This is a genomic window from Roseiflexus sp. (assembly GCF_057785375.1).
The window spans coordinates 45401-57833 of record NZ_JBYNRX010000054.1 but is presented as its reverse complement, the minus strand read 5'-3'; the positions used below and the strand labels follow the sequence as shown (position 1 = coordinate 57833).

At 62.1% G+C, this 12433-nt stretch carries 8 protein-coding genes; 6 read left to right on the top strand and 2 right to left on the bottom strand.

Going from position 1 to position 12433, the window contains the following annotated elements; translation table 11 throughout:
* Together AC3EA7_RS09520 and AC3EA7_RS09515 are read right to left on the bottom strand one after the other, a co-directional pair.
* Positions 1 to 351 carry a hypothetical protein gene (locus AC3EA7_RS09520; protein ID WP_488613812.1) on the bottom strand — a complete coding sequence of 117 codons (351 nt, stop codon included), beginning with the start codon at positions 349 to 351 and terminating at the stop codon, positions 1 to 3.
* A 12-nt stretch (positions 352 to 363) separates the two neighbouring features.
* Entirely contained in the window at positions 364 to 642 is a 279-nt protein-coding gene (locus AC3EA7_RS09515; protein WP_488613811.1) for an Lrp/AsnC family transcriptional regulator, read from the bottom strand.
* Between the two features lie 642 nt (positions 643 to 1284).
* On the opposite strand from AC3EA7_RS09515, the gene AC3EA7_RS09510 reads away from it, so the two are divergent.
* The 6 genes from AC3EA7_RS09510 to AC3EA7_RS09485 all read left to right on the top strand — a co-directional run bounded on the left by AC3EA7_RS09510 (position 1285) and on the right by AC3EA7_RS09485 (position 12418).
* Complete coding sequence (locus AC3EA7_RS09510; RefSeq protein WP_488613810.1) at positions 1285 to 1818, top strand: dual specificity protein phosphatase family protein; 534 nt, start codon at positions 1285 to 1287, stop codon at positions 1816 to 1818.
* Positions 1819 to 1839: 21 nt separating this feature from the next.
* Positions 1840 to 3945: a DUF6541 family protein gene (locus AC3EA7_RS09505; RefSeq protein WP_488613809.1), complete on the top strand. Its 2106-nt coding sequence runs from the start codon at positions 1840 to 1842 to the stop codon at positions 3943 to 3945.
* A complete protein-coding gene (locus AC3EA7_RS09500) occupies positions 3942 to 5129 on the top strand; it encodes a glycosyltransferase (protein WP_488613808.1) in 1188 nt (395 codons plus the stop codon). Before AC3EA7_RS09505 ends, AC3EA7_RS09500 begins: the two co-directional genes overlap by 4 nt.
* A 13-nt stretch (positions 5130 to 5142) precedes the next feature.
* A complete protein-coding gene (locus AC3EA7_RS09495; protein ID WP_488613807.1) occupies positions 5143 to 5856 on the top strand; it encodes a class I SAM-dependent methyltransferase in 714 nt (237 codons plus the stop codon).
* Position 5857: 1 nt separating this feature from the next.
* Entirely contained in the window at positions 5858 to 7057 is a 1200-nt protein-coding gene (locus tag AC3EA7_RS09490) for a glycosyltransferase family 4 protein (RefSeq protein WP_488613806.1), read from the top strand.
* Between the two features lie 90 nt (positions 7058 to 7147).
* Positions 7148 to 12418, top strand: coding sequence for an Ig-like domain-containing alpha-2-macroglobulin family protein (locus AC3EA7_RS09485; RefSeq protein WP_488613805.1), 5271 nt, complete (start codon positions 7148 to 7150; stop codon positions 12416 to 12418).
* The last annotated feature ends 15 nt before the right edge of the window (positions 12419 to 12433 follow it).

Genomic DNA, 12433 nt, shown 5'->3' with positions numbered 1-12433 from the left:
CTAACCCCCAAACGTTGTCTGCCGCAACATCAGGAAGCCGCCGATCCGGTACGCCAGCGTGGCGTCGATGCGGTAGGGACCGCCGGGAACGCCAGCGAGCGGCGTTTCGACGAACTCCTGATCGCCGCTGATGGTGGCGCTGCCGGAGGCGCCGTGCGCGCCGGCGATGTCGAGAACCACAAACTGCGGGCGCGCGCCCCGCGCGTACAGGAGCGAAATGCTCGCCATCGGCGGCGCCGGGCTGACATGCGTCACCCGCACCAAACGCAGCCGCGCGGGGCGCGCACCGGCGATCAGCGCCGCCGCTGCCAGCACTCCGATGCCGATTGCCGCCCAACGTCGCCACTGCATCACAGCACCTCGCTACGCCACACCAATGTCCCACGTCGCCTTCAGGTCCTGCGCCGAATACCGGCGAAACGCCAGAATGGTGTTGGTGCGCCTGATGCCGTCGATCTGCGCCAGGCTCGCGGGCACGACTTCAGCCAACTGTTCGTACTCCGCCAGCCGCAGCACCGCAATGATGTCGAACTCGCCGGTGACGCTGTAGACTTCTGCGACATTCGGCAGGTTGGCGATCGTCTGCGCGATCTGTGCAATTTTCGCTGGCTCCGCCTGAATGAGCACGAAAGCGGTGAGCATCGGGGTTCCTTTCCATTCTCGTGTATAATTGGCGCCGTTGTTGTGTGGGTTCGGAGCAGTGCGACACATCTGCCATGATAGCAGAGTTTTCCGTGTTTCTCATGCTAATGCGCGGTCATTTGTACACTACTGCTGGGGCGCTGCGGGCGAACGCCCTCGCTAAGGACGCAGTTCGACGGCGCTCACCGCAAGTGAAAGCCCCGTTGGCTGCTGATGCCAATGCACAGTCATGCGTCCACGACATGCCTGCCGGTGCGCGTTGACCGTTGCGCCTTGCACAACGAACGCTCGAACATCTTGTCTGACTGACCGTGATGTAGAGCCTATCCGAAAAATCGCTGACTGAGGTGCGACCGGGTAGGCGAAGGCAATGCCTTCGCCAAGTTGGCGGGTCTGCCATAACGCCTCCTTCTACGGAGGTGCGACCGGGTAGGCGAAGGCATTGCCTTCGCCAAGTTGGCGGGTCTGCCATAACGCCTCCTTCTACGGAGGTGCGACCGGGTAGGCGAAGGCATTGCCTTCGCCTACCCAACAACGCTTGACTATGGCAAAAAGTCATCCCCTGACAGTGGGCATTGACGTCGATAGACTTAACCAATGCGGGACACAGCATAGCCGGTGCAAGCGGGACAGGATAGAACAATGACGGATGAGAGACGCGCGCAGTATACCCTTGACGATCCGAGCGGCGGCATCTCCTGGCTGTGGCGTTACACGGCAACACAGTGGAACCGGCTCTTTGGCTTGAATATCAGCCGTCTCGACGATTTGCTGTATGTTGGCGGCGAGTTTCATGCCAGTCAATGGCCTCATTTGCATGCGCTGGGTATTCGCGCGGTCCTGAGCCTTCAGGCGGAGCGCGTGGATGCCTTTGAGGGACCTCAGCCGGATCGGGTGTTGCGACTGGAAGTCGCCGATTTTCATCCGCCGACCATCGATCAATTGCATCAGGCAGTCGCATTCGTGAGTGCTGCACACGCTGATGGGCTGCCCACCCTGATCCACTGTCACGCCGGGGTGGGACGCGCGCCATTGACCGTAGCGGCATATCTAGTGGCGCAGGGGCTGACAGGCGCCGACGCACTGGAGCGGGTGCGGCGTGCGCGCCCGATCATCGGGCTGAACGAGCGACAGATGCAGCGGCTGATCGAGTGGGAACAGGTAGTGCGCAGTTGATCTGCTATAATTGCCGCCCTGATGAAGCCTTTCAATATCACACTCAGAACCGGTTCGCTTCGCTTAGACGGAAAGGCGACGCGATACGCCATCGTTCCGGTATTGCTGACATCCGGATGGATTGCGGCAATCGCGGTTCTTGGTTCATCTGACGTTCTCGTCTGGGCGCTTTCGAGCGCTGGGACACTGGCGTTGCTGGCAGGCGCTGCGCTGGCGCTGTGGATCGTTCCGGGGATGGCGCTGATCAGCCTGCTCTGGCGCGACCACACCTTGAGCGCTATCGAGCGCGTTGGTGTGGCATGGGGCGTTGGCGCGGCGCTGCCTCCGATCCTGTTGCTTCTGGCGGATCTCCTCGATCTGCCATGGAATCGTATCACAACGATCGCGTATGTGGTTTTTGCCGTGAGTGTCTGGCTGTTTGCAGTGTGGCGCCACGCGAAGGCGCCAGAACGTGCGCCGCAGCATGATCCGGCGAACGGACGGATTGCTCAAGGCTATGCCGCCTCCCTGATGATCGGTCTCGTGGCGCTGGCGTTGATTGCCCGTCTCTACACCACGCGCGATATGCTGGTCGGGTCGAATGTGGACAGTTACCATCATACGCTGATCGTCCAGCTACTGGTCGAGCAGCAGGGACTGTTTGCGTCGTGGCAACCATATGCGCCGTTGACAACCCTTACGTATCATTATGGCTTCCATGCCAATGCGGCGTTCGTTCACTGGCTGACCGGCATTCCGACGACACACGCTGTCGTTAAGGTCGGACAGATGATGAACGCGGCGACGCTTCTGGCTGTGTTTGCATTGACCCTTAGATTGACCGGCAGCACGATTGCCGGCGTGTGGGCGGCGCTTATTGTCGGGTTCTACAATACGCTGCCAGCCTTTCTGGCGTTTTGGGGGCGCAATCCATTCGTCACCAGCCATATTGTTCTCGTTGCTGTGCTGATCACCTGGATGGCGGCCATCGAGGCGCCCCGCCGCGATTGGCGCTTGCTGACGCTGGCGGGAATCGTGAGCGCCGGGCTTACGCTGAGCCATTATCAGACAACCATGCTGGCAGCGCCTGTGATCCTGATCTTGCTGCTGGCGCTGCGTCTGCACGCTTCATCCGGCGTCATCCTGGCAACGCTGGGACGCGCTGTGATCATTGGCGTCATTGCGCTTCTGCTGACGCTTCCCTGGCTGCTGAATGTCGCCGGTGGGCACCTGGACCGGAATGTAGCGCATACAATGCACCCTGAAGCCGCAGCCGGGCAGATTCTGGCAGCAGCGGTACCGGCTATTGTTCCGCTCTATCTCAAAGGTCCGACGCTTGCGGCTGCAATCATCGGCGCATGGCTGGCAGCGCGGCGACGCTTCTGGCGCGCACTCTTACCTGTTGGCTGGATACTGGCGATACTGGCGACTGCTATGCCGCATCTGCTCGGATTACCCGGCACGGGTGTGATTCAGGGGGATGTTGTCGCCATGATTCTCTACTTGATGGCGGCGCCGCTGGCAGGCGTTACGCTGGCATCAATCTGCGAGATGCTGGAGCGTGCTGCACCCCGCCTGACATCTGTTTCGCTTGCAATCGCCATCATCCTTGTCAGCACATGGGGTGTGGGCTGGCAGCGCGACCTGGTTCCTTTCTACATGCGGATGGTCACCCCTGCCGATGTACAGGCGATGGAATGGGTCCGCACACATACCCCGTCTGGTGCACGCTTCATCATCAACAGTCACCCAATCTACGGCGGCGATATGATCGTTGGGACGGACGCCGGATGGTGGTTGCCGTTCTTTGCCGGACGGCAGACGAATGTGCCGCCGATGTCGTATGGGAGCGAGTTGAGCGCCGATCCGCGGTATGCCGCAGAGATTCACACCCTGGCGCGCGATCTGCGACAACGACCATTAACCGATGGGCGAGCCGTGCGGATTGACCTGACTCTGCCCGAGACGATTGATCGGCTACGCAACGCGGGCTACACCTATGTCTACAGTGGCGCGCAGCCGATTGCCGGTCCTGGCGGAATCCCCGCACCAGACCGCATCGATACCAGCAGACTGCGCGAAAGTCCGCATTTCCGTCTTGTCTATGAAGCAGGCGGTGTTGAAATCTTTGAGTTGGTGACGCAATGAAAATCACCCTGATCGGTCCGACCTATCCGTTCCGTGGCGGCATTGCGCACTACACGACGCTCCTGACTCATCATCTCCGTCAGCATCACGACGTGCGGTTGATCTCGTACATCAAACAGTATCCCAAGTGGCTCTACCCCGGCAATACTGCCATGGACCCCAGCCCGGACGAGAGTGCGCTGCGCGTCGAGTGCGACCGGGTGCTCACACCGGTGAATCCGCTGACCTGGTGGCGCGCCTTCCGCATGATCCAGCGCGATAACCCTGATCTGTTGCTGCTTCAGTGGTGGACGCCGTTCTGGTCGCCGATGCTGTTTGTGCTGACACGCCTGGTCCGTCGTTACACGAATGTGCGCATCCTGTTTTTATGCCATCATGTGATCGCTCCCGACGGCGGCATGTTCGACTGGTATCTGGCGCGACGCATTCTGTGGCGCGGACATGCGTTCATTGTCATGAGCGAAGAAGATTTTGCGTTACTGCGGCGCGCATTGCCGTGGGCGCGCATTAAAGGGGTCACCCATCCACCCTACGACGTATTCAGCCGCACGCCGCTGCCGCGCGCCGAAGCGCGCGCCCGCCTTGGGTTGAACGCCGATGATCCGGTGCTGCTCTTCTTCGGGTTTATCCGGCGCTACAAAGGGCTGCGTCATCTGATACGGGCGCTGCCGCTGGTTCGTCAGCACATTCCTGCGCGATTGTTGATCGTCGGCGAGTTCTGGGAGGATGACCGTCCGTATCGCTCGCTGGTGCGTGAACTTGGTCTCGATGATGTGGTGCATTTCCACAGCGAGTATGTTCCCAACGAGCAGATTCCCGTTTACTTCTCGGCATGCGATGCCGTTGTGCTGCCGTATCTCGAAGCGACGCAGAGCGGCGTGGCGCAACTGGCGATCGGGTTCGAGAAGCCGATGATTGCAACGTCGGTTGGCGGGATGCCGGAGACGATCCACCACGGTGAAACCGGGCTGATCGTGCCGCCGGGCGATAGTGTTGCGCTGGCGGATGCCATTGTGCGCTTCTTCCGCGAGGGGCTGGCGGAGCCATTCGCTCAGAGCATTCGTGTAGCGCGTGAGCACGACTCGTGGATGCCGCTGGTGCGCCTGATCGAGGAGTTGGCGGAACCCTCGACGACGCACGCTGAACAACCGGCGCCGCAGACAGCGTCGCCGAGGGTGCTGTAGCGCTTTACCTGCTATGGAGAATACAACCTATCGCGGTCAGCCAATCCGGTATGGGTATACCGGCATCGAGAAGCGCCTTGCCGCGCTGCGGGCAATGCATGGCTGGCAGGGGGCGCGGGCGCTCGACGTGGGTTGCGGCAATGGCGCCTATACCCTGGCAATTGGACGTGAAGCGGCGCTGGTATGGGGCGTTGATATTGACCGGCGCTGGTTGTGCGAGTTCATTCATCATCCTCAGATCACGCCGAACATTGGCGTGGGGCAGGCTGATGGCGAGCGTTTGCCGTTCCGTGATGCCGTCTTCGATGTTGTTTTTTGCATTGAAACGCTCGAGCACATTGCACATGAGCGTGCTGCATTGAGCGAAATGCGGCGCATTCTGCGCAACGACGGAACACTGCTGCTAACCGCGCCTAACAAATGGTTTCCATTTGAGACCCACGGATTGCGTGGCATACCGCACAGCTATTTCATCCCCTTTGCCTCGTGGCTGCCTGAGCCGCTTCATCGTCGGTACGCCAACGCCCGCATCTATACCGAACAGAGTATGCGACGCTTGCTCGAAGAGACTGGCTGGCGCGATATTCGAATCGATTGGATGCTGCCACCTTTCGATATGCTGCGCCCATACGAATTGCAACCGCTGTTTCGCGCAGCCGCGGGCATCCTTGATAAAACGCCTCTCCGTCGATTCGGCGTTTCATTGATAGTCGCAGCGACAAAATAGTATGCGCATCGCCTTCCTCTGCACGTCCAGTCTCGATTATCCGTCGCCACGCGGTCGCTGGCTGCCGCTGGCGCGCCGCCTGGCGCGCGAGGGGCACGAAGCGCATCTGCTGATGCTCCACCCGACCTTCGACCGCTTGCGCGTGCGGCGATTTATTCACGACGGCGTCCACTGCGCGTATGTCGGGCAGATGCACGTCTATGGTCTACCCGGCGAGCGACGGCACTTCGGCGCGCTGGAACTGGCGTCGGTTTCGCTGCAAGGCGCCCTGGCGCTGGCGCTGGCGGCTATCCGCCTGCGCCCCGCTGCCATCCACGTGGCGAAGCCGCAGCCAATCAATGGGCTTGCCGGCATCCTGGCAGCGCGCAGCGGCGCGGCGCTGTACGTCGACTGCGACGATTACGAGGCGGCAGCGAACCGCTTCGGCGGCGCCTGGCAGCGGCGGGTTGTGGCATGGTGGGAGGATCGCCTGCCACGCATGGCGCACGGAGTGAGCGTCAATACCCGCTTCCTCCATGATCGCCTGCAACGCCTGGGTGTGCCCGAATCACGTTTGCGCTATGTGTCGAATGGCGTCGATCTCGACCGTCAGACGCTGCCGGATGCGCGCCGGGTTGCCGCGCTGCGCGCTGCGCTCGGTCTGACCCATAACCCAACGGTCGTCTATCTCGGCGCTATCAGCGCTGTGGCGCATGGAGTGCGTCTGCTCGTCGATGCGTTTGCGTTCCTGAGCAAACGTCTCCCTGCGGCGCGCTTGATTGTGGTTGGCGATGGCGATGATCGCCGGGCATTGATGGCGTATGCCCGGGCGCGCGGACTGGAGCGGTCGATCATCTGGGCAGGGCGCGTGTCGCCTGAAGCCGCGCTCACGTGGCTGGCAGTCGGCGACTGCTCGGTCGATCCGGTCGATGATACGCCTGCGGCAGCCGCGCGGTCGCCGCTCAAGATCGTCGAGAGCCTGGCGGCAGGCGTGCCGGTGGTGACCGGCGATGTCGGTGATCGGCGTGAGATGATTGGCGACTCTGCCGGGCTGATCGTTCTGCCCGGCGATGCATTCGCCCTGGCGGACGGTATGGCGACCCTGCTTGCCGATCCCGCAAAGCGGGCGCGTCTGGCACAGGGGGCGTGCCGGCGAGCGGACGCCTACAACTGGGACCGGCTCGCGTGCGTCTGGCAGACGCTCTACCAGATTGGTGCGTAATCTCAGCAACGTGTGCTATACTGCGATAGAGACAGCGCTTTTCTCGGACATTCGCTGGTGTGCGCCGCCGCTCGCCGTCGAGGAGTACGCGTGCGTTTTCTGCGACAGATCAGTGTGATCTGGACCGGTGTTTTGCTGGTTATTGTGCTGGCGTCCCTGGCGCTGCCGGGAGCGCGCTTCGTTCTTCTCCCATCGTTCTCCGCGCCGCCTGCGGTCGTCGGGGTGTCACCGCCGGACGGCGCGCGCGAGGTCTCACCCCGCACCTCAATCGTCATTCAGTTCAGTGTTCCGATGAATCCCCCTGCCGTCGAGCGCGCTGTGCGCCTCGAACCTGTGATAGATGTGGCGCATGGATGGGACGCCGATCGTACCACGCTGACGCTCACGCCAACACACGCACTTCAGGCCGGTACGCGCTACCGTGTCACGATCACTGAGGCGGCGCTGAGCCGATATTTTCGCCCTATCGCGCAACCGTTCACATGGACGTTCGAAACGGCGCCGCCGGCTGCCGTCACTGCCCTGTGGCCACGCGACGGCAGCGTTGCCGTTTCGCTCGACACGCTGGTCGGTGTGCGGTTCAGCCGCCCTATCGCATCGGCTGATGCGCTTACCCATCCCCGACTATTCCCCGCGCTCCGCAGCGACCCGCCGCTTTCGGGCAGTGTGACCTGGCTCGATCCTATTACGTTGCTGTTCCGTCCATCCGAACCGCTGCGCCCTGGCGTTCGCTATACCTTCTCCCTCGACTCAAACCTGACCGACCAAAGCGGCGTGCCGCTTGGACGCACCTATACCTGGTCGTTCACAACGCTGGCGCCTTCTGTGCGCGACGTGTCGCCGCCGCCACATGCGCGCCAGGTGGGACCGTATGAACCGCTCCGCATCGTGTTTTCACACCCCGTCGATCTTCGGGCGCTCGAAGCTGCACTTTCGATTACGCCGCCGGCGTCTGGTTCGCTTCAGGATGCGCTGTTGCCCGATGGTGCACAGGTCGTGACCTACACCCCTGCTGTTGCGTGGCAGGCTGGAACGTCCTACACCGTTGCAATCTCAACAACGTTGGCGAATGGAGCGACGTTCCTGGCTCAGCCATATCGATGGAGCTTCACCGCTGCGCCAAAACCGGCGTTGATCGGACGGTTCCCCGGCGAGGGGCAGTTGCTTTCGCCAGGGGGCAATGTGCGCCTGATCTTCAGCACGCCGATTGATGCCGAGGCGCTGCGCGCGCAGATGCGTATTGAGCCGCCGGTAGACGACCTCCGGGTCATTGCGAATGACGGTGAAGCACGGATCGACGCATCACTCCAGGCAGCAACGATCTACACCATCACGATTCCGTCGTCGCTCACGGATCGCGCCGGTGTTCCGCTCGAACGCGACTATCAGATTCGTTTTTTTACGTCGCCGGCTGCGCCAGCGTTGACTCTGCCGGAAGCGAATGGTCGCGTGATCCGGGCGCTTCCCGATCAGGCGATTGCTCTGTTGACACGGCGCGCGAATCTGTCAGAGTTGCGCCTGGCGCTCTATCAACTCGATGAGACGACGTCGCTGCGCGCTCTGAGTTTCAGCGATGCTGAATGGACGAACTTTGAGCCGTCGCGCTACGGTCTTTCATTACTGCGTTCCTGGTCAGAACCGCTTGCCGATCCGCTCAACACGACGGTCGAGTCGCGGGTGACGGTGGCGCTTGATGATGGTTCGCCGCCGCCGCCGGGCATCTATTTTCTGCGCTTCCGCACACCGGAGCGTGTCGGAACCGGTGTGCTCCTCGTTGTGTCGCGCGCGGCGCTCTCGCTTCAGGTTATCGGGCAGCGCGCAATTGTATGGGCAACGGACACGGTCAGCACGACGGTCATTCCTGATGCGCCGCTTGCTCTGTATCGCCAGGGATCATTGATCGCCGCCGGGCGTAGTGATGAGCGCGGGGTGTGGACTGTTGATCTAACAGGAGTTCTGCCGCGCGATCTTCTGGCGTTCAGTGGCGATCTGCCAGCACTTGCCACTCCGGACGCCCTGCCGCAAGGCGCCCCTGCACCGCGTCTGCGTGTCGTTGTTGCGACCGACCGGACTGTCTATGCGCCGGGTGAGCAGGTGTCGGTCCGTGGTTTCGTCCGTCAGAACAGCGGGCAATCCTTCGACGCGCCGGCGCCAGGACAGACGCTCGATCTGGAAGTGCGCAATCCGGCAGGACACTCGATGCGCAAGCAGATTACCCTCGATGGAACTGGCGTGTTCGAGATCGCGCTTCCGCTCCCTATCGATGCGCAACCCGGCGTTTACCGCATTGTAACGCCGCAAGACGAACGTGGCATTGCCACATTTCGCGTCGAGGCGTCGGCATCGCCGCTGCGGGTGACGGTTGACAGCACGGTGCAAGGGCAAAACGCTGCGCTGCTGGTAACGGTGCGCACACCAGAAGGTCTGCCGGTTGCAGGCGCCAGCGTCGACTGGACGATCGATCATGAACCTCTGCCCCTCCCGATAGACGATGATACCGTCTTTGGCAAACCCGATCCTCCGCCGTCGCTTTCGGGTGCGGACGTTACCGACAACAACGGCATGCTTGCAATTGGTGTTCCTTTCGATCCCTGGCATCGGTATCGCTTCCGCGCCCGCATTACCGAGCCATACGGGCCTGCACTCACGATTGAACGCCTGATTGAGGCGCCGCCTGCGCCGCTCGTCAGACTTCGCACATCGTCGCTGATGGTGCGCGCAGGAACATCAGCGAATATCGAGGTCGTAACGGTGTTCGACGGCCAACCGCTCGCCGCACAGCGCGTGCAGGTCGAGGTGACGCTGCTCAACGGCGATGCGCCCGATCATTCCGCGGTATCATCTGTGGATCGGCCACTTCTGAGCCGTGTGGTGGTTACCGACAGCAACGGACGGGCGACGCTGACTGTGCCGTTGCTGACGCCTGGCGCCTACCGGGTGCGCGCATTGCGTGCAGGCGTCGATCCGGCGAATCTGCCGACCGACATTATCCTGCGCGCCTATCAGCCTGGATTTACCGATTGGACCGCGCAGCAAAGCGGCGCCGGGCTTCTTACCGATCGCTCCCGCTATCAGCCGGGCGATACGGCGTTCATCCTGCCGCTTGAACCGCTTCCCGAAGCGCCAGTGCTGTTGACGGTGCAACAGGCGTCGGGGGAAGTGCGGGAAGAACTGCACACGGTGCGCGCCGGTGAGCCGTTGACCCTGACCCTGACATCCGACGATGCGCCGGGTGTTCAGGTGACGCTGACGCCAGCAGTGCGCCTGCCCGCCCAACGACGTTTGCAGGTCGATCTGCCGGTTGGGGCTGTGTCTCCATCACTTTCACTCACGTTGACGACCGATGCACAGGGGTACGCTCCCGGCGCAACTGCCGCGCTGACGCTCACAGTAACCGACGCAAACGGCGATCCGGCGCCTGCCGATGTGCTTGTGCGGATTGTGACCGATGCCGATGAGGGGCAAGAGGTCATCGCGTGGCGTATTGATCGAACGGACGACGATGGTGTGCTGCGCATCAACGCTCTGCTGCCGCAGACCCCCGGCGCCTTGCTGGCGGATGTGTGGGTTGCTGGCGAACGCGGCTTCGGGAAGACGAAGTTGCGATTGATTGCGGATCGAGCCATCGTGGTGCAGGTGGTCACCCCGCCGTTCGCGCGCGCCGGTGATCAGATCGGCGCCAGCATCCGTCTCGAGGCATCTGCTGGGATAACGCGGGAAACGAATATCACGCTGCGCTTCCCTGATGGGACATCGACAGTTCAGGTTGCGACCATTCCAGAAGCAGGCGTCACATCCATACCGTTCATGTTTCGTGCGCCGTCTGTCGCCACACTGGAGATGCAGGCGACCGTTGCAACCGGTGCGGCGTTCAGTGAGACGCTGCGCACAGCGCTGCTGGTGCTGCCCCCTGCTCAAACGGTTATCAGCGCAGATGGCGCACTCGTGACCGACCGGTTCGAGGCGAACATAGCGGTACCCGACGATAGTCTGGCAGGATGGGGTTGGCTCGATATTGCTGTGGCGCCCTCGTTGAAAGCGCTGGCGCTGGAACGGGTGCGCGTCCTTGCAGCGATGCCTGATCGCCGCGCATTCGATGACGCGGCTATCGTCTTGATGGCGGCATCGCTGGCAGAGGCGCATCCTGAAATTCGCCGGTCAATCGATCATCTCGCAGCATTGCAGACAAATGATGGGGGATGGATCTGGCAATCGAGAGGACCATCGAATCCGGCTGTGACCGCAGTCGTGCTCGAAGCGCTCGCCCATGCGCAGGAAGCCGGATTTGCTCTGCCCGACGAGTCGCTCGAACGCGCAACGATCCTGGCAACCCGCTTGGCACGCGATCCCAATGTTCCGCTCGAAGCGCGCGTCTGCCTGAATTCCGCCCTGGCGCGGCTCGATAGCGCCGAACCCGCCCTTCCGCGCGAATGGGACGATAGTGAACTAAACGTCCATGGACTGGCATGTTATCTGCTGATGCTGCCCTCCAATCAGGCGCGCGTCAGTCCGGCGCTGCCACGCCTCATAAGCCTCGCGCAGCGCGCAGACACGACCGCATGGTGGAGAACGCCGTCGGACGGTGTGTTCGCATACGATGATGTTGCCACCACAGCGCTGGCGGTGCAGGCGATCCATCATGCCTCACCGCGCCATCCGCTGGCAACCGACGCTACCCGCTGGCTGGTCGCGCATATGATGCCGTCCGGATGGGGTGATGCCTTGACAACTGCGCGCGTTGTGCAGGCGCTACGCGCTGTCATGCCGGAAGACACCCCGGCAACCATCGCGCTCACCTTCAACGGCGCACCCGTACTCCTGCCCGATGCGCCCGATGTGATGCTGCGTCTGGTTCCCATCCCTATCGCCGACCTGCGCCCAACCAATGCGCTGGTTGTGACCAGCAGCGGCGCTCCGGCTCTGGTCTCCTGGCAGGTGACGCATGCTGCCGGCGCACCGCTGCCATCGGAAGGCGCCGGACTGCTTCGTGAGTATCTGGACCCACACACCGGCACGCTGATCGATCCGACGGGGCTGCGCTCCGGACAACTGGTGCAGGTGCGATTGACGCTCGCAGTATTTCACGAACGACGCTTCGTGACCGTGCGCGACCCGTTTCCTGCCGGATTTGCACCGGTCGATACCGGTGTCATGTCGACATTCGATCAGATCAGCGTCTTCAATGACCGGGTTGAACTCACAGCCGCAGTACTGATGCCCGGCATCTACCAGCACACCTATCTGGTGCGCGCTTCCTTGCCAGGCGCATATGCCGCACCGCCGCCTGAACTGGTCCTCCCTGGCGGTCGTATGCTTGCAGGCGCAGCGACGACGCCCATGGTGCAGATCGAAGCGCCCTGATGATAACCGTCGCCT